27 protein-coding genes and 4 tRNA genes are annotated in these 17,868 nt (G+C 38.1%); 2 read left to right on the top strand and 29 right to left on the bottom strand.

Annotated elements, in window-relative coordinates; translation table 11 throughout:
* Positions 1-2: 2 nt before the first annotated feature.
* The 23 genes from rplR to rpsL all read right to left on the bottom strand — a co-directional run bounded on the left by rplR (position 3) and on the right by rpsL (position 13,514).
* On the bottom strand, positions 3-359 hold the full coding sequence (gene rplR, locus ACVWM0_RS00155) for a 50S ribosomal protein L18 (RefSeq protein WP_476472638.1): 357 nt from the start codon (positions 357-359) through the stop codon (positions 3-5).
* Positions 360-393: 34 nt separating this feature from the next.
* The gene (rplF, locus tag ACVWM0_RS00150; protein WP_476472637.1) at positions 394-930 is read right to left on the bottom strand and encodes a 50S ribosomal protein L6; all 537 of its coding nucleotides are present in this window, start codon (positions 928-930) and stop codon (positions 394-396) included.
* Between the two features lie 31 nt (positions 931-961).
* Positions 962-1,360: a 30S ribosomal protein S8 gene (gene rpsH / locus ACVWM0_RS00145; protein WP_476472636.1), complete on the bottom strand. Its 399-nt coding sequence runs from the start codon at positions 1,358-1,360 to the stop codon at positions 962-964.
* A 33-nt stretch (positions 1,361-1,393) separates the two neighbouring features.
* Positions 1,394-1,579, bottom strand: a complete 186-nt coding sequence (locus ACVWM0_RS00140; RefSeq protein WP_476472635.1) for a type Z 30S ribosomal protein S14 — start codon at positions 1,577-1,579, stop codon at positions 1,394-1,396.
* 18 nt (positions 1,580-1,597) lie between these two features.
* Complete coding sequence (rplE, locus tag ACVWM0_RS00135) at positions 1,598-2,137, bottom strand: 50S ribosomal protein L5 (RefSeq protein ID WP_476472634.1); 540 nt, start codon at positions 2,135-2,137, stop codon at positions 1,598-1,600.
* 25 nt (positions 2,138-2,162) lie between these two features.
* Entirely contained in the window at positions 2,163-2,474 is a 312-nt protein-coding gene (rplX, locus tag ACVWM0_RS00130) for a 50S ribosomal protein L24 (RefSeq protein ID WP_476472633.1), read from the bottom strand.
* 34 nt (positions 2,475-2,508) lie between these two features.
* Positions 2,509-2,877, bottom strand: a complete 369-nt coding sequence (rplN, locus tag ACVWM0_RS00125) for a 50S ribosomal protein L14 (protein ID WP_476472632.1) — start codon at positions 2,875-2,877, stop codon at positions 2,509-2,511.
* A gap of 50 nt (positions 2,878-2,927) precedes the next feature.
* Positions 2,928-3,194, bottom strand: a complete 267-nt coding sequence (gene rpsQ / locus ACVWM0_RS00120) for a 30S ribosomal protein S17 (protein WP_476472631.1) — start codon at positions 3,192-3,194, stop codon at positions 2,928-2,930.
* Between the two features lie 23 nt (positions 3,195-3,217).
* Positions 3,218-3,409, bottom strand: a complete 192-nt coding sequence (gene rpmC, locus ACVWM0_RS00115) for a 50S ribosomal protein L29 (RefSeq protein WP_476472630.1) — start codon at positions 3,407-3,409, stop codon at positions 3,218-3,220.
* Positions 3,399-3,833: a 50S ribosomal protein L16 gene (gene rplP, locus ACVWM0_RS00110; protein ID WP_476472629.1), complete on the bottom strand. Its 435-nt coding sequence runs from the start codon at positions 3,831-3,833 to the stop codon at positions 3,399-3,401. The genes rpmC and rplP overlap by 11 nt, the downstream gene beginning before the upstream one ends.
* A 2-nt stretch (positions 3,834-3,835) precedes the next feature.
* Entirely contained in the window at positions 3,836-4,492 is a 657-nt protein-coding gene (gene rpsC / locus ACVWM0_RS00105) for a 30S ribosomal protein S3 (protein ID WP_476472628.1), read from the bottom strand.
* Positions 4,493-4,505: 13 nt separating this feature from the next.
* Complete coding sequence (gene rplV / locus ACVWM0_RS00100) at positions 4,506-4,853, bottom strand: 50S ribosomal protein L22 (protein WP_476472627.1); 348 nt, start codon at positions 4,851-4,853, stop codon at positions 4,506-4,508.
* Between the two features lie 18 nt (positions 4,854-4,871).
* Positions 4,872-5,150: a 30S ribosomal protein S19 gene (gene rpsS, locus ACVWM0_RS00095; RefSeq protein WP_476472626.1), complete on the bottom strand. Its 279-nt coding sequence runs from the start codon at positions 5,148-5,150 to the stop codon at positions 4,872-4,874.
* Positions 5,151-5,195: 45 nt separating this feature from the next.
* Positions 5,196-6,029 (bottom strand): 50S ribosomal protein L2, encoded by an 834-nt coding sequence (gene rplB / locus ACVWM0_RS00090; RefSeq protein WP_476472625.1) that lies wholly within the window; start codon positions 6,027-6,029, stop codon positions 5,196-5,198.
* 33 nt (positions 6,030-6,062) lie between these two features.
* The gene (gene rplW / locus ACVWM0_RS00085) at positions 6,063-6,350 is read right to left on the bottom strand and encodes a 50S ribosomal protein L23 (protein WP_476472624.1); all 288 of its coding nucleotides are present in this window, start codon (positions 6,348-6,350) and stop codon (positions 6,063-6,065) included.
* On the bottom strand, positions 6,350-6,973 hold the full coding sequence (gene rplD, locus ACVWM0_RS00080) for a 50S ribosomal protein L4 (RefSeq protein ID WP_476472623.1): 624 nt from the start codon (positions 6,971-6,973) through the stop codon (positions 6,350-6,352). The genes rplW and rplD overlap by 1 nt, the downstream gene beginning before the upstream one ends.
* Positions 6,974-6,996: 23 nt before the next feature.
* Entirely contained in the window at positions 6,997-7,629 is a 633-nt protein-coding gene (gene rplC, locus ACVWM0_RS00075; RefSeq protein WP_476472622.1) for a 50S ribosomal protein L3, read from the bottom strand.
* 25 nt (positions 7,630-7,654) lie between these two features.
* Positions 7,655-7,963, bottom strand: coding sequence for a 30S ribosomal protein S10 (rpsJ, locus tag ACVWM0_RS00070; protein ID WP_071457767.1), 309 nt, complete (start codon positions 7,961-7,963; stop codon positions 7,655-7,657).
* Between the two features lie 215 nt (positions 7,964-8,178).
* Positions 8,179-8,907, bottom strand: coding sequence for a cell division site-positioning protein MapZ family protein (locus tag ACVWM0_RS00065; protein WP_476472621.1), 729 nt, complete (start codon positions 8,905-8,907; stop codon positions 8,179-8,181).
* 193 nt (positions 8,908-9,100) lie between these two features.
* Positions 9,101-10,288: an elongation factor Tu gene (gene tuf, locus ACVWM0_RS00060; protein WP_476472620.1), complete on the bottom strand. Its 1,188-nt coding sequence runs from the start codon at positions 10,286-10,288 to the stop codon at positions 9,101-9,103.
* Positions 10,289-10,418: 130 nt separating this feature from the next.
* On the bottom strand, positions 10,419-12,506 hold the full coding sequence (gene fusA, locus ACVWM0_RS00055) for an elongation factor G (RefSeq protein WP_476472619.1): 2,088 nt from the start codon (positions 12,504-12,506) through the stop codon (positions 10,419-10,421).
* Between the two features lie 74 nt (positions 12,507-12,580).
* Positions 12,581-13,051, bottom strand: a complete 471-nt coding sequence (rpsG, locus tag ACVWM0_RS00050; protein WP_476472618.1) for a 30S ribosomal protein S7 — start codon at positions 13,049-13,051, stop codon at positions 12,581-12,583.
* Positions 13,052-13,100: 49 nt separating this feature from the next.
* Positions 13,101-13,514, bottom strand: coding sequence for a 30S ribosomal protein S12 (gene rpsL, locus ACVWM0_RS00045; protein ID WP_476472617.1), 414 nt, complete (start codon positions 13,512-13,514; stop codon positions 13,101-13,103).
* A 273-nt stretch (positions 13,515-13,787) separates the two neighbouring features.
* Here rpsL and rpiA point away from each other — a divergent pair, with 273 nt between their 5' ends.
* Complete coding sequence (gene rpiA, locus ACVWM0_RS00040) at positions 13,788-14,468, top strand: ribose-5-phosphate isomerase RpiA (protein WP_476472616.1); 681 nt, start codon at positions 13,788-13,790, stop codon at positions 14,466-14,468.
* A gap of 17 nt (positions 14,469-14,485) precedes the next feature.
* A complete protein-coding gene (gene gpmA / locus ACVWM0_RS00035) occupies positions 14,486-15,172 on the top strand; it encodes a 2,3-diphosphoglycerate-dependent phosphoglycerate mutase (protein WP_476472615.1) in 687 nt (228 codons plus the stop codon).
* A gap of 36 nt (positions 15,173-15,208) precedes the next feature.
* Here the strand turns inward: gpmA and ACVWM0_RS00030 are convergent, their stop codons facing one another.
* The 6 genes from ACVWM0_RS00030 to ACVWM0_RS00005 all read right to left on the bottom strand — a co-directional run bounded on the left by ACVWM0_RS00030 (position 15,209) and on the right by ACVWM0_RS00005 (position 17,858).
* Entirely contained in the window at positions 15,209-15,988 is a 780-nt protein-coding gene (locus ACVWM0_RS00030; protein WP_476472614.1) for a sulfite exporter TauE/SafE family protein, read from the bottom strand.
* A 107-nt stretch (positions 15,989-16,095) separates the two neighbouring features.
* Positions 16,096-17,436: a branched-chain amino acid transport system II carrier protein gene (gene brnQ, locus ACVWM0_RS00025; RefSeq protein WP_476472613.1), complete on the bottom strand. Its 1,341-nt coding sequence runs from the start codon at positions 17,434-17,436 to the stop codon at positions 16,096-16,098.
* Positions 17,437-17,500: 64 nt separating this feature from the next.
* Positions 17,501-17,572, bottom strand: a tRNA-Glu gene (locus tag ACVWM0_RS00020).
* 22 nt (positions 17,573-17,594) lie between these two features.
* Positions 17,595-17,682: transfer RNA gene (locus ACVWM0_RS00015), tRNA-Ser, on the bottom strand.
* A gap of 16 nt (positions 17,683-17,698) precedes the next feature.
* A tRNA-Ile gene (locus tag ACVWM0_RS00010) sits at positions 17,699-17,772 on the bottom strand.
* Positions 17,773-17,787: 15 nt separating this feature from the next.
* Positions 17,788-17,858: transfer RNA gene (locus ACVWM0_RS00005), tRNA-Gly, on the bottom strand.
* Positions 17,859-17,868: the final 10 nt, after the last annotated feature.

Genomic DNA, 17,868 nt, shown 5'->3' with positions numbered 1-17,868 from the left:
TCTTAAAATTCTAATCCATTTTCACGTGCTGCTTCAGCTAATGCTGCCACGCGGCCATGGTAAAGGTATCCACCACGGTCAAAGACTACTTCTTTAATACCTTTTTCTGTTGCTTTTTTAGCAATTGAAGCACCTACAGCTGCAGCTGCTTCTGTATTGTTTTCTCCTGTGATATCTTTATCCACAGTAGAGGCACTTGCAAGTGTCACACCCGCTACGTCATCAATTAATTGAGCGTAGATGTTTTTGTTAGAACGAAAAACGTTCAAGCGTGGGCACTCTGAAGTACCAGAGATTTTGTTACGTACGCGTTGATGTCTCTTTTGGCGCACTTTATTTTTATCTGGTTTTGTAATCACACTTGTCACCTCTGACTTTTTATTTTTTTAACGATTATTTACCTGTTTTACCTTCTTTACGTCTTACGTGTTCGCCAACATAGCGAATTCCTTTACCTTTGTAAGGCTCTGGAGGACGTGTTCCACGAATATTAGCTGCTAATTCTCCAACAACTTCTTTGTTAGATCCTTTAACAATAATAGATGTGTTTGAAGGAACTTCGATAGTAATACCTTCTGGTGATGCGAATTCTACTGGGTGAGAATAACCAACGTTCAATACAAGTTTTGTTCCTTGTAATTGAGCACGGTATCCAACCCCGATTAATTCTAGAGCTTTTTCAAACCCTTCACTAACACCAACAACCATGTTGTTTAAGTTAGCGCGCATAGTACCATGTAATGCTTTGTTTTCTTTGTTATCGTTAGGGCGTGTTAATGTTACAACGCCTTCTTCGATATTTAAAGTTATATTTGGTGAAAACTCGCGTGTTAATTCACCTTTTGGTCCTTTTACAGTTACTGACGTTCCGCTTTGTGAAACTGTCACACCTGCAGGAATGATAACTGGTTTGTTTCCAATACGACTCACTCTTGGACACCTCCTCGTTTAAATTGTTTTTTTACCAAACGTATGCTAATACTTCTCCACCGATGTTACGCTCTCTAGCTTCTTTGTCAGTTAAGACACCTTCTGAAGTTGAGATGATAGCAATACCTAAACCGTTAAGTACTTTAGGCACTTCGTTTGCTTGTACATAGACACGTAAACCTGGTTTTGAGATACGTTTTAAGTTAGTAATAACGCGCTCGTCGTTTTTACCATATTTTAAGAAAACACGCATGATGCCTTGTTTGTCATCTTCAATGAATTCTACATCGCGAACAAAACCTTCACGTTCTAAGATTTTAGCGATTTCTAGCTTAATTTTTGAAGCAGGTAATTCTAATGATTCGTGTCTTACGATGTTCGCATTACGAATACGAGTTAGAAAATCTGCAATTGGATCTGTCATAACCATTGAAACATTTACCTCCTTTAGCGGTTTAGTTTTTTACCAGCTTGCTTTCTTCACGCCGGGAATTTGTCCTTTATAGGCAAGTTCACGGAAGCAAATACGGCAAAGTTTGAATTTACGGTATACTGAATGTGGACGTCCACATCGTTCACAACGCGTATATTCTTGTGTTGAGAATTTTGCAGGGCGTTGATTCTTAGCGATCATTGATTTTTTAGCCACGTAGTTCGCCTCCTTTTATTATTTTTGGAATGGCATTCCAAGTTGTGTTAATAACTCTCTAGCTTCTTCATCAGTTTGAGCTGTGGTTACAACAACAATATCCATTCCTCGAACTTTGTCTACTAAATCGTAGTCAACCTCAGGGAAGATTAATTGTTCTTTAATACCTAACGTGTAGTTTCCACGTCCGTCAAATGATTTTTTACTAATACCATGGAAGTCACGTACACGAGGTAAAGAAACAGATACTAATTTATCTAAAAATTCGTACATTCTTTCTCCACGTAATGTTACTTTACATCCGATTGGCATTCCTTCACGTAAACGGAATCCAGCGATAGATTTCTTAGCTTTAGTAATAATTGGTTTTTGACCAGAAATTAATGCTAATTCTTCTACAGCTTTATCTAAGTTTTTACTATTTGATACAGCATCACCAACACCCATGTTGATTACGATCTTTTCAACTTTTGGTGTTTGCATTACTGATGTGTAGTTAAATTTTTCCACCATTGATGGTGTTACTTCATTAAGATATTTTGCTTTTAGACGGTTCATCTAAATATATCCTCCTTCCTCTTGATTATTTATCTAAAACTTCTCCAGTTTTCTTTGAAACGCGTACTTTTTTGCCATCTACTTCTTTATATCCTACACGTGTTGGTTCTCCGTTAGTTGAATCAATCACCATGACATTAGAAACGTGAATAGATGCTTCAGTTTCGATAATTCCTCCTTGAGGAGCAGCCGCGTTAGGTTTTTGGTGTTTTTTCATCATGTTAACACCTTCAACGATGACACGGTCTTTTTTTGGAAAAGCTGTAAGAACGATTCCTTCTTTTCCTTTGTCTTTACCTGTGATAATTTTTACTTTATCGCCTGTTTTAACGAACATCTTGTTTCGCACCTCCTTTAAACATAAGTATGTATTATAACACTTCTGGTGCTAGTGAGACTATCTTCATAAAGTTGCTGTCACGCAATTCACGGGCAACAGGTCCAAAGATACGTGTACCACGTGGACTCTTGTCATCACGAATAATCACACATGCATTTTCATCAAATTTGATATATGAGCCATCTGAACGACGAGCTCCTGATTTAGTACGGACGATTACCGCTTTAACGATATCTCCTTTTTTGACAACTCCACCTGGTGTAGCTTGTTTAACTGTACAAACAACAACATCACCGATGTTGGCTGTCTTACGACCAGTTCCACCAAGTACTTTGATAGTTAACACTTCACGTGCACCTGAGTTATCAGCAACTTTCATACGACTTTCTTGTTGGATCACTTGTGTATCCTCCTTTCAAACTTTCATCTTTCTTATAGGGAAAATTCGAATTAAATAATTACTGCTTCTTCAACTACTTCTAACAAACGGAAGCGTTTTTTCGCAGATAATGGACGAGTTTCCATAATTTTAACGATGTCTCCCGTTTTAGCTACGTTGTTTTCATCATGAGCGTAATATTTCTTAGAATATTTTACTCGTTTACCATAAATTTTATGAGTTTTTTTCGTTTCTACAACAACAACGATGGTTTTATCCATTTTGTCTGAAACCACACGTCCTGTGTATACTTTACGTTCATTTCTCTCTTGAGTCATCTGTAAATGGCCTCCTTCCACTATTACTTAGCAGCTTCTTCACGCAAAACTGTTTTGATGCGTGCAATCGATTTACGAACTTCTGAAATTCGCGCTGTATTTTCTAATTGGCCTGTCGCTAATTGGAAACGTAGATTAAATAATTCTTCTCTAAATTCTTTTTCCTTAGCGATCATTTCAGTAGTGGTTAATTCTCTGATATCTTTAACCTTCATTCGATTCACCACCCATTTCTTCACGTTTTACAATTTTTGTTTTAACAGGTAACTTGTGAGAAGCAAGTCTTAATGCTTCACGTGCTACATCTTCAGGAACGCCTGCTACTTCAAACATGATTTTTCCACGTTTTACAGGAGCAACCCATCCTTCAGGAGCACCTTTACCAGAACCCATACGTACACCAATTGCTTTTGATGTATATGATTTATGAGGGAAAATTTTAATCCATACTTTCCCACCACGTTTCATGTAACGAGTCATTGCAATACGAGAAGCCTCGATTTGACGGTTAGTAATCCAGCTAGATTCAACAGCTTGTAAGCCGTATTCTCCGAATGCTACTTCTTTACCACCTTTAGCTTCTCCACGCATTTTACCTCTAAATTCACGACGGTATTTTACACGTTTAGGTACTAACATGATTATTTCCCTCCTTTCTCAGTGTTTTTCTTTTCTGGAAGAATTTCTCCACGATAAATCCACACTTTAACTCCTAGTTTTCCGTATGTAGTATCTGCTTCTTCCCAAGCGTAATCAATGTCTGCTCTTAAGGTATGTAAAGGAACAGTTCCTTCTGAATAACCTTCTGAACGAGCCATATCAGCACCATTTAAACGACCTGAAACTAAAGTTTTAATTCCTCCAGCACCTGATCTCATAGTACGTGTGATTGCTTGTTTTTGTGCACGACGGAAAGCAACACGGTTTTCTAATTGACGTGCGATTCCCTCTGCTACTAATTTAGCATCTAAATCTGGTTTTTTGATTTCAACGATGTTAATGTGAACTCGTTTACCAGTTAATTTGTTTAAATCTTTTCTTAATGCTTCAACTTCAGATCCACCTTTACCAATTACCATACCTGGTTTAGCAGTATGAATTGAAACGTTCACGCGTTTAGCGGCACGTTCAATTTCAACGGTAGAAACAGAAGCATCAGCTAATCTAGTTGCGATATACTTACGAATTTTTAAATCTTCGTGCAAGTATTCAGCATATTCTTTTTCTGCATACCATTTTGCGTCCCAATCACGAATGACACCGACACGCAATCCAATAGGATGTATTTTTTGACCCACTGACTGTCCCTCCTTATCTTTCTGATACTACTACTGTAACGTGACTTGTTCTCTTGTTGATTGGTGAAGCAGAGCCTTTAGCACGAGGACGAAAACGTTTCATAGTTGGTCCTTCGTTTATAAATGCTTCTGATATCACTAAATCTTCAACATCCAAGTCAAAATTGTTTTCTGCATTTGCAACAGCTGACATTAATACTTTTTCGATAATGCCTGCAGCTTTGTTAGGTGAGAATTTCAAAATTGAAACTGCTTCCCCAACACTTTTACCTCTGATTAAGTCAATCACTAATCTTGATTTACGAGGTGAAACGCGAACTGTTTTAGCAGTTGCTCTTGCTGAAGTAATTCTTTCTGACATTTCGTTTCCTCCCCTCAACTAGCGTTTTGTTTTCTTATCGTCAGTACCGTGTCCGCGATAAGTTCTTGTAGGTGCGAATTCACCTAATTTATGTCCTACCATATCTTCTTGGATATAAACAGGAACGTGTTTTCTTCCATCATATACTGCAATTGTGTATCCTACAAAGTTTGGGAAAATTGTAGAACGTCTTGACCATGTTTTGATAACTTTTTTCTTAGGTAATTCTTTTTGAGCTTCCACTTTGTTCATTAAGTGTTCATCACAAAAAGGTCCTTTCTTTAAGCTGCGACCCATGGTGACCCTCCTCTCGAATTTTCAGACTGAGTGTTTAACTCAAAATTATTTAGACTTACGACGACGTACGATAAATTTGTCTGATTTAGCTTTTTTACTACGTGTTTTGTATCCAAGTGTTGGTTTGCCCCATGGACTCATTGGAGATGGACGTCCGATTGGTGCTTTACCTTCACCACCACCGTGTGGGTGATCATTAGGGTTCATTACGCTACCACGTACTGTTGGGCGTTTACCTTTCCAACGGTTACGGCCGGCTTTACCAATGTTAATTAATTCGTGTTGTTCATTACCAACAGTACCAACTGTTGCACGACAAGTTCCTAAAATCATACGAACCTCGCCTGAGTTCAAACGAACTAATACATATTTACCTTCTTTACCAAGAACTTGAGCGCTTGTTCCAGCAGAACGAACTAATTGTCCACCCTTACCTGGTTTTAACTCAATGTTATGGATAACAGTACCAACTGGCATGTTTTCTAAAGGAAGTGCGTTACCAACTTTGATGTCAGCGTCTACTCCTGAAGAGATTTTTGCTCCAACTTGGATTCCTTTTGGTGCTAAGATGTAAGTTTTCACTCCATCTGTATAATGGATTAATGCGATGTTAGCAGATCTGTTTGGATCGTACTCAACTGTTTTAACAGTTCCAACGACATTGTCCTTGTTACGTTTAAAATCAATTAAACGGTATTGGCGTTTATGTCCACCGGCTTGATGACGTACAGTAATTTTACCTTGGTTATTACGTCCAGCGTTTTTACTTAATGGTTGTAACAAAGTTTTTTCTGGTGTAGATGTTGTGATTTCAGCAAAATCAGAACCAGTCATGTTACGACGACCATTTGTGGTAGGTTTGTACTTTTTAATCGCCACGAGATTCCCTCCTACTTTAGATTATTCTATCTATTATTCTGCGTCAAAAATTTGGATATCTTTTGATTCTTCAGTTAACTGTACGATTGCTTTACGACGTTTTTTAGTGTAACCAGCATGTTTGCCCATTCTTTTGAATTTTGGCTTAACATTCATGATGTTCACTTTTTTAACTTTAACGCCGAAAACTGATTCTACAGCTTGCTTAACTAATGTTTTGTTGGCTCTAACGTCCACTTCAAACGTGTATTTTTTTTCGTCCATTGCTTCCACAGACATTTCTGTGATCACAGGGCGTTTAATTACATCGATTAATTCCATTATGCAAGAACCTCCTCTACTTGAGTAAGAGCAGTTTTTGTCATTAACAGTTTATCAGCTGACACTACGTCAAGTACGCTTACGTTATTTGATTCTACAATAGAAACGTTTGGTAAGTTACGTGCTGATAATGCTGCAAAGTCATTGCCACTTTCTAAAACGATAAGAACTTTAGTATCAACGTTTAAGTTAGCTAATACTGTTTTGAATTCTTTTGTTTTAGGAGCGTCAAATGCTAAACCTTCAACTACTACTAATTTGTTTTCAGCAACTTTTTCAGATAAAACTGATTTGATTGCTAAACGACGAACTTTTTTAGGTAATTTATAGCTGTATGAACGTGGAGTTGGTCCGAATACCACGCCACCTCCGCGCCATTGTGGTGAGCGGATAGATCCTTGACGAGCACGACCTGTTCCTTTTTGACGCCATGGCTTGCGTCCACCACCGCGTACTGCACTACGGTTTTTCACAGCATGAGTACCTTGTCTTAATGAAGCTCGTTGCATGATGATTGCATCAAAGACAACATTTTCATTTGGTTCAATACCAAAAATTGCTTCGTTTAATGTAATTTCGCCATTTTGAGTTCCATCTTGTTTAAATAATGCTACAGATGTCATTCTTTAGTCCTCCTCTCCCACAATTATTTAGCAGCCTTAACTGCTGTTTTAATTTCGATAAGTGATTTTTTAGATCCAGGTACGTTACCTTTGATTAAAATCACGTTTTTATCAGTATCAACTCTTACAACTTCTAAGTTTTGAATCGTTACACGATCGCCACCCATACGTCCTGCAAGTTTTTTACCTTTTAATACATGGTTTGGATCTACTGGACCCATTGACCCAGGACGACGGTGGTAACGAGAACCGTGACTCATTGGTCCGCGAGATTGTCCGTGACGTTTGATAACGCCTTGGAAACCTTTACCTTTAGTTGTACCTGTTACATCAACAATGTCTCCTACTTGGAATACATCAACTGAAATTTCTTTACCTACTTCATATTCTCCTAGCTCAACATCATTGAATTCTCTAATGAAGCGCTTAGGAGCCGTTTGTGCTTTCGCAACATGACCCATAGCAGGTTTATTCGACAATACTTCACGTTTATCTTGGTATCCGACTTGAATTGCTTCATAGCCATCAGTTTCAACTGTTTTTACTTGTAAAACAACGTTTGGAGTTGCTTCGATAACAGTAACTGGGATTAATTCACCATTTTCAGTGAAGACTTGTGTCATTCCTACTTTTTTACCTAAGATTCCTTTGGTCATGAGTACACCTCCATGATCTTTATTATTATAGTTTGATTTCAATATTTACACCACTTGGTAAGTCTAACTTCATTAAAGCGTCAACTGTTTTTGGTGTAGGACTCACGATGTCGATTAAACGTTTGTGAGTTCGCATTTCGAATTGCTCGCGTGAATCTTTGTATTTATGAGTTGCACGGATAACTGTATATACAGAACGGTCAGTTGGTAATGGAATTGGTCCAGAAACCTCAGCACCTGTTCTTTTTGCTGTTTCTACAATTTTCTCTGCAGATTGGTCTAATACTCGGTGTTCATACGCTTTTAAACGGATACGAATTTTTTGTTTTGCCATTTTGTTCCCTCCTCGCCTATTTTATAAGTAGACATAGCTCCACGAAAATCTCCAACGCGCCTCCATGGCAATGCGTCCTGGCGTGTCGCAACCTCTCGTTTCAACGCCATCGTATTTTCATACGAGATACTGACTAACACTTATATTTTATCTTCAGCACCTGTAAAAGTATACTAAAAAAAAAGCCTTTTAGCAAGCTTTTTTTGTAAGTTTTTTTATTTTTCGTAAGGAACACCCATAAGGTCTAGAGATTCCTGTAATTTAATCAGATCTTGAGTCAATAACTCTTTATCTTGCCCCACTGGTAATGCTGCAATAGCGTTACGTATTTGATCATATTGTTCCAACGTAAAATCGTTCACTACAACACCATCGCTCATAATCATATTAACCCATTCCTGAACTTGCGTTGCACTGACTTGATTCAGATCATCTTGAAGTAACCCTCGCTCGCTTAGATAATTATGAATGCCTGAATAGAAGAGGTCCTCATCTTGCGTATTCGTCCAATTTCCAACTTGATTAATGCTAGTTTGTTCCACGTCTGGTTTCAATTCAGCCTGAGGATCAAATTGATTGTTTGTTAACGCTGGTGTGACAAATAAATCATTTAAGGCCATTGTCACCTTTTGTTTGTCCAGTGTTTCTTTCATGTACTCTTTAACTTCAGTCTGCTTACTATCACTCACTTCTTTTTCAAGTTGTGATAAATCCCCTATAACAGCTTTTTCTGTTAAAAAGTCCTTCTCATCTGTCACATACAACATATCAATCTTATCTTTTAAGGACGTTTGAGTTGATTCCTTCGTTGTTAATTCTTTTTTTTCATCTTCCTTACTATACTCTTTTTCTCGTGTCTTGTTGTACTGATATCCAAAAAAAACGGATCCTACAGCAAACAGTATAGCAAATAATAGAATAAATATTCGGCTTTTTTTCCCCACAATTGATTCTCCTCTTTTTTAATAGTCATTATGTATTCTATACTACTTAAAAACAATTCTCAATTCTAATAGTACATATAGAGTAAACTCCCTATTTTTAGGCACAAAAAAAAGGTTGAAATAAATTTCAACCTTTACGTCCGAATACAAAAGCTTTATATAAATTGTGTTAAAGTCGTTTTAAAAGCTAAAATTAGCCAACGATTTCAGTAACAACGCCTGAACCAACAGTACGTCCACCTTCACGAATAGAGAAACGAGTTCCGTCTTCGATCGCGATTGGGTGAATTAATTCAACGTCCATTGCAACGTTATCACCAGGCATAACCATTTCAGTACCTTCTGGTAATTGACAAACGCCAGTTACGTCAGTTGTACGGAAATAGAATTGTGGGCGGTAGTTAGTGAAGAATGGAGTATGACGTCCACCTTCTTCTTTAGATAAAACATAAACTTCCGCTTTAAATTTTGTATGAGGAGTGATAGTTCCTGGAGCTGCTAATACTTGTCCACGTTGGATATCTTCACGAGCTACCCCACGTAATAAAGCACCGATGTTATCGCCAGCTTCAGCGTAATCTAATAATTTACGGAACATTTCAACACCTGTAACAGTTGTTTTAGCAGTTGCTTCAGCAATACCAACTAATTCAACTTCGTCACCAACACGTACAACACCACGTTCAACACGGCCTGTAGCAACAGTACCACGTCCAGTGATTGAGAACACGTCCTCAACTGGCATCATGAATGGTTTGTCAGTGTCACGTTCTGGAGTTGGGATGTAAGCATCAACTTCAGCCATTAATTCTAAAATTTTAGCTTCGTAAGCTTCTTCGCCTTCTAAAGCTTTTAATGCAGAACCAGCAACGATTGGAGTATCGTCTCCTGGGAAGTCGTATTCAGATAATAAGTCACGAACTTCCATTTCTACTAATTCTAATAATTCTTCGTCGTCAACCATATCTAATTTGTTTAAGAAAACAACAATGTAAGGTACGCCAACGTTACGAGATAATAAGATATGCTCGCGAGTTTGAGGCATTGGGCCGTCAGCAGCTGATACTACTAAGATAGCACCATCCATTTGTGCAGCACCAGTGATCATGTTTTTAACATAATCCGCATGTCCTGGACAATCCACGTGAGCGTAGTGACGAGTTTCAGTTTCATATTCGATATGAGAAGTAGAGATTGTGATTCCACGTTCTTTTTCTTCTGGAGCGTTATCGATTTCTGCGTAGTCACGAGCTTCACCGAAACCATTTTTAGCTAATACTGTAGCGATTGCTGCAGATAAAGTTGTTTTACCATGATCGACATGTCCGATAGTACCGATGTTTACATGGTCTTTTGAGCGGTCAAATTTTTCTTTTGCCATTTGTATAATTCCTCCTAAAATATAAAAGTCATTTTAATATATTATTTATAATGAGGGAAGGTCGAAGTTTCCTTCTTCCCTCCACTCACTCATTTTACATGATTATTCAAGAAAAGCCTAGTGAATAAAATTAGTTAACAGTGCCACCATTTTTTTCAATAATTTCTGCTTGAATTGATTTTGGTACATCTTCGTAATGGTCAAATACCATCATGAAAGTACCGCGTCCTTGTGTTGCTGAACGTAATGTTGTAGCATAGCCAAACATTTCCGCTAGAGGCACAATCGCGCTAACGATTTGTGAGTTACCATGAGCTTCCATACCTTCAACGCGTCCACGACGAGCTGTAACGTGTCCCATAATGTCCCCTAAGTAATCTTCAGGAACAGTAACAGTTACTTTCATCATTGGTTCTAAGATTGCTGGTTGAGCTTTCTTAGCTGCCGCTTTAAGGGCCATAGATGCTGCCACACGGAATGCTGTCTCATTCGAGTCAACATCATGGTAAGATCCATCGTATAATTTAGCTTTGATATCAACTAATGGGTATCCAGCAAGAACACCATTGTTCATTGAATCTGCTAAACCTTTTTCTACTGCTGGGATGTATTCACGAGGAACCACACCACCGACAATAGCGTTTTCGAATTCGAATCCTTTACCTTCTTCGTTAGGTGTAAATTCAACCCATACGTGACCGTATTGTCCTTTACCACCTGACTGACGTACAAATTTACCTTCAGCTTGAGTAACTGGCGCTCTAAATGTTTCACGGTAAGAAACTTGAGGAGCACCAACGTTAGCTTCTACACGGAACTCGCGACGCATACGGTCAACAAGAACGTCTAAATGAAGCTCACCCATACCTGAGATAACTGTTTCACCAGTCTCAACGTTAGTTTCAACTCGGAATGAAGGATCTTCTTCAGCAAGTTTTTGTAAAGCAATACCCATTTTATCTTGGTCTGCTTTAGACTTAGGCTCAACTGCTACCTGGATAACTGGATCAGGGAATTCAATTGATTCTAAGATAACTGGTTTATCAAGGTCACATAACGTGTCCCCTGTTGTTGTGTCTTTAAGACCAACAGCAGCTGCGATATCACCTGAGAATACTTTATCGATTTCTTCACGTGAGTTCGCATGCATTTGTAAGATACGTCCAATACGTTCTTTTTTGCCTTTAGAAGCATTAAGTACGTATGAACCACTTTCAAGTACACCAGAGTATACACGGAAGAATGTTAGACGACCTACGAATGGGTCAGTCATAACTTTGAATGCTAGAGAAGAGAATGGAGCGCTATCGTCTGAAGGACGAGTTGTCTCTTCATCAGTTTTAGTGTCAATTCCTTTAATAGCTTCAACGTCTGTTGGTGCAGGTAAGTAATCTAGAACAGCGTCTAGTACTAACTGTACCCCTTTATTTTTGAAGGCTGAACCAACTAATACTGGGAAGAATTCAACGTTAATTGTTGCACGACGGATGCCGGCTTTCAATTCGTCTTCAGTGATTTCTTCACCGTCTAAGTATTTCATCATTAGTTCTTCATCAGTTTCAGCAACAGCTTCAACTAATTTTTCGCGCCATTCGTTAGCTAATTCTACATATTCTTCAGGAATGTCAGTCTCTTGAATGTCAGTTCCTAAATCATTTGTATACATTTCAGCTTTCATTTTGATTAAGTCAATAATCCCTGTGAAGTTATCTTCTGCTCCAATTGGTAATTGGATTGGATGAGCATTCGCTTGTAAACGGTCATGTAAACTGTTTACTGAGAATAAGAAATCCGCACCAACTTTATCCATTTTGTTACAGAAAACAATACGAGGTACTTTATAGTCTGTCGCTTGTCTCCACACTGTTTCAGTTTGAGGCTCAACACCTGATTGAGAGTCAAGTACTGTTACAGCACCATCTAATACACGTAATGAACGTTGAACCTCAATTGTGAAGTCCACGTGTCCAGGTGTATCAATGATGTTAACACGGTAACCTTTCCACTGTGCTGTTGTAGCAGCAGAAGTGATAGTGATACCACGCTCTTGTTCTTGTTCCATCCAGTCCATTTGTGAAGCTCCCTCATGGGTTTCACCTAATTTATGGATTTTACCTGTGTAATAAAGGATACGCTCAGTTGTTGTTGTTTTACCAGCATCAACGTGGGCCATGATTCCGATATTACGAGTGTTATCTAATGAAAACTCTCTTGCCATTTTTCGATCTCCTCTCATACATTCTTAAGTATTAACAATAATTGTACTCTAGCCGAAAGGCTAGAGTGAGGATTCTACCAACGATAGTGGGCAAATGCTCTGTTGGCTTCAGCCATTTTATGTACGTCTTCACGTTTTTTAACAGAAGAACCAGTATTGTTAGCTGCATCCATAATTTCTTTAGCTAAACGTTGTTCCATAGTATGCTCACCACGTAAACGTGAGTGGTTAACTAACCAACGTAAGCCTAATGTTGAACGACGTTCTGGACGTACTTCAACTGGTACTTGATAGTTAGAACCACCAACACGGCGAGCTTTAACTTCAAGAACAGGCATAATGTTTTCCATTGCTTGTTCGAAAACTTCTAATGGATCATTCCCTGTAGATTCTTTAATAATATCAAAAGCATTATAGATAATGCTTGAAGCAACACCGCGTTTGCCATCAACCATAACACGGTTAATTAAACGTGTTACTAATTTTGAGTTATATATCGGATCTGGTAAAACATCACGTTTTGCAACAGGACCTTTTCGAGGCATGTGTAACTCCTCCTTCCAAGAATTTATTTTAAATTATTTTTTGTTTTAATTATTTTTTAGGTTTTTTAGTACCATATTTAGAACGGCTTTGTTTACGGTCTGTAACACCAGCTGTATCTAAAGCACCACGAACTACGTGATAACGTACCCCTGGTAAATCTTTTACACGTCCACCACGGATTAAAACCACACTATGTTCTTGTAAGTTATGTCCAATACCTGGAATATACGCTGTCACTTCAATTAAGTTTGATAAACGTACACGGGCATATTTACGTAACGCCGAGTTAGGTTTTTTAGGTGTCATAGTACCCACACGAGTACAAACACCACGTTTTTGTGGAGAATTTACGTTTGTTTGAGATTTTTTGAAACTATTATAACTCTTTCCTAAAGCAGGAGAGTCTGATTTACTCATTTTTGATTTACGAGATTTACGCACTAACTGATTAATTGTAGGCATTTAAAATTCCTCCTTCCTTAAAGCTTTTCTAGAGCCACACATCCAGGTGGTTCTTTTTTTTAGTAAAAAAATGTATGCAAGATTCTGCATCGATAGATATGCTTTTTATACAGTCAGCATGTCTATAAGAGACCTGTCTCAAGCACCTTTGTTACTATATCACGGAATCCTTTTGTCCGTCAATAGATTTCTTCTCTTTTTCTCAAATTGCTATCTTTTTTTTTAGGATACGTATACAATATAACTATCAAAGTGTTATTTAGGAGGAAGCTTATGAACTTAAAACAAATGGTAGGAATTGAATCAGCGACGTATATTAAAGACGGTATGACCGTTGGTTTAGGCACAGGCTCTACTGCTTTTTATATGGTCGAAGAATTAGGTCGTCGTATTAAAGAAGAACAATTAGACATTATCGGTGTAACTACATCAAAAGCAACACAAGAACAAGCCCTAACTTTAGGAATTCCTTTAAAAAGCATTGATGACGTTGATCACGTAGACATCACCATTGACGGAGCCGATGAAATATCTGCGGATTTCCAAGGAACAAAAGGTGGAGGAGCAGCGTTGTTATTTGAAAAAATCGTTGCAACGAACTCCAAAGAAAACATTTGGATTGTGGATGAATCTAAAATGGTCGAACATTTAGGTGCCTTCCCTCTTCCAGTTGAAGTGATTCCTTATGGTAGCCAACAATTACTAAAACTATTTACAGAGAAACAATTAAACCCAACTATCCGTCAAACCAATGAAGGAACGCCTTTATTAACTGACAGTGGCAACTATATCATTGATTTACACTTAGAAAAAATTGACGCACCGTCTGAACTAGGCTCTTGGTTGGACCATCAAGTAGGGGTCGTTGAACATGGTCTCTTCTTAAACATTGCAACACGTGTTATTGTTGGTCGATCAGATAAAGGAGTCGAAACAATAGAAGTCAATCGATAAGAAAGGATGACTAAACAATGAAACAACTCGTTTTTATTCGTCATGGCCAAAGTGAATGGAACGCTCTTAACTTATTTACAGGTTGGGAGGACGTGGACTTGAGTCTTCAGGGCGTAGAAGAAGCTAAGCAAGCAGGCCTTAAAATTAAAGAAGCAGGGTTACATTTCGATATCGCCTTCACCTCTTACTTAAAGCGCGCTATCAAAACCTGTCACTATGTGTTGGAAGAATCAGATCAGCTATTCATTCCCGAAATAAAATCATGGCGTTTGAATGAACGTCATTACGGTGCCTTACAAGGATTAAATAAACAGGAAACCGTTGAAAAATATGGCGCTGAACAAGTACAGTTATGGCGACGTTCTTACGATACGTTACCTCCTTTACTTAGCCCAGAAGATGAACATTCTGCACTAAACGATCCTAAATACAAGCACATTGACCCCCGTTCCTTACCAGGTGGGGAAAATTTAAAAGTGACATTAGAAAGAGCTCTCCCATTTTGGGATGATGCTATCGCTCCAGCTCTATTATCCCAACAATCAGTACTGGTTGCGGCTCATGGTAACTCACTAAGAGCCTTGGCTAAACACATTGAAGGTATTTCTGATGATGATATTATGGCATTAGAAATTCCAACAGGCCAACCCTTAGTTTATGAGTTAAACGATGATTTAACTGTTATAAGAAAATATTACCTATAAAAAAAAGAGACCGTCATTGAAGACGAGTCTCTTTTTTTATAACACTTGTATCAAATTATAGACATTTACAGCTAAGACAAAGATAATAACCCCTTTATATACTTTGTCTACGACTTGACTAGAAACTTTTTTGCTCACTTGAGCGCCAAGCAGACCTCCTATAACAGCACTAGGAATAATCGCCCACAAGATCCTCATATCAAAAGCATGCCATTGACCTTGCAATAGGATACTACCTACTTTAGATAATTGAGAAAACAAAATAATCACAATGGAATAAACCGTCGCTTTTTTAATAGGCACGTGAAACAATAACATTAAAAAAGCCACATTAATAGGACCACCACCTATACCTAACAAGCTTGCAATCCCTCCTAAAGCGACACCCGTGAATATTCTAGCCCACTTGTTTTGATACTGATAATACCAGTCACTATGACTACTGTACCAGTAAGAAAATAATAAAGTCACAATGGTTAATATAATTTGAATCATCTGAACGTAGCCATCCCTAGGTAGTATGTTTAACAGATAAACGAACAGAGCATTTCCTAATAGCCCTCCCGCAATAGAACCAATAGATAACTGAAAAGCCATTCTCCAATTCAAGCTCACACCATTTTTGATTTGTTTTGTCGTTGAGACACAAGACATCGTTAACACAGCGACACTGGAATAAAAAGAAATCGACGCAATATCATGTACCTGTATCAACTCAAACAAAGGCTTAATAATCACCCCGCCTCCCATACCAGAAATAGCACCTAATGTATTAGCGAAAATGATAATGACAACATATAGTATTGCAACCCACATCCCAATATCCTCCCTTAACTCTATAAGCTTACTCACCCATAGTCTATCATAGTCCCTTTCTAAATAAAAAAAGGAATGATCCGTTGTAACGAACCATTCCTCTCAACTTATCTATGTGATTTTTTTGAAACAATTAATCCTATCATGACTCCCAATGCTGCAAATGATACCCATCCTAATCCCATATTAAATAATGGAATATAACGCTCAGCAAATGATAAACTTCCTTCTATAATAGAAAGCGACGATAACGGTGCTGGTAATGCTTTAAAAAAATCAAAAATAGCAGCAAACAAAGTTAAATACATCGTTATCTGAAATACTTTAGGATAGTCCTTTAATACTGGTGTAAAAAGAGACAATAAAATGAGCACCATTGCTGGGGGATAAATAAACATAAGAACTGGAATCGATAACGCAATAATTTGATTTAAGCCTACATTTGCAATGATGGCCGCAATTACAATACTGGCAATCGTATACAATTGGTAGTTTCCTTTAGCGTATAAATGATCAAATGTTTTACCAAAGGATGTTGCCAAACCAATCGCTGTTTTTAAACAGGCAAAAATTATAGTCACACCGAGTAAGACAAAACCTGTGTTACCTAAGTAGTGATAGGCAATACGAGATAGTGTTATCCCTCCATTGGCATTCAAAGAAAAAGTCCCTAAACTTAAAGCCCCAGTTAAAGATAATAAGGAATAAATAACGCCCATCACAACAACACCAATTAACCCTGACGTTGCGACTTCCTTAGCAATACGCTTAGGAGAATCAATCCCTAGTCCTTTTACCACATCGATAATAAGCATACCAAACGCTAAAGCAGCTAAAGCATCTAATGTGTTGTAACCTTGTAAAAAACCTTCCATAAAAGGCTGTGTTTGGTAATTCCCTTGAGGCACACCACTATCAATAGAACCTAACGGAAAAACTATGTTTAACCCTAATAAAATAAATAATAGCAATAAAAAAATAGGAGTTAGGAATTTACCGATATAATCCAAGATTTTAGTCGGTTTACGTGCAAATAACCAGACAGCTATGAAAAAACAAACACTGAATACACACAACGCTAATCTACTATACGAATCAGGTATCACCATAGATAAAGCCACCTCATAAGAAGTTGATGCTAATCTAGGCATAGCGAATAATGGACCGATGATCAAATAAAGCGTGGTCGTGAACCAAATAGAAAAGGGACGATTAACTTTACCTGCAAGTTCCGATAATTGCGTTGTATTAGATAAACCAAAAGCAATAATCCCTAAAAACGGCAGACCAATCCCCGTGATTAAAAATCCCAAGTTCGCCTGTCCAATACTACTACCAGCCTCTTGCCCCATCTGAATAGGAAATATCAAATTACCTGCCCCAAAAAATAAGCCGAAAATTAATGAACCAACATATATTTTCTCTTTTATCTTCAACGTTTCTTTCATTTTACTCCTCCTTAATCATAATAAAGTATAATAAAAAAGCTTAGAATAATATTCTAAGCTTTGATGACCCGTACGGGAATCGAACCCGTGATACCGCCGTGAAAGGGCGGTGTCTTAACCGCTTGACCAACGGGCCAGTTTTATATAAAAATTAACTATGGAGAAGGAGGGATTTGAACCCTCGCGCCAGTTACCCGACCTACACCCTTAGCAGGGGCGCCTCTTCAGCCACTTGAGTACTTCTCCATATTAAAAAAATTAATGGGCCTAAATGGACTCGAACCATCGACCTCACGCTTATCAGGCGTGCGCTCTAACCAGCTGAGCTATAGGCCCTTATAAAAAGGTAAAAGCGGGTGACGAGAATCGAACTCGCGACAACAGCTTGGAAGGCTGTAGTTTTACCACTAAACTACACCCGCATTGTTACAA

The sequence above is a fragment of the Vagococcus sp. 211 genome (genome assembly GCF_056322705.1).
The sequence above is the reverse complement of the archived record's forward strand: the minus strand, read 5'-3'. Positions and strand labels throughout refer to the sequence as shown.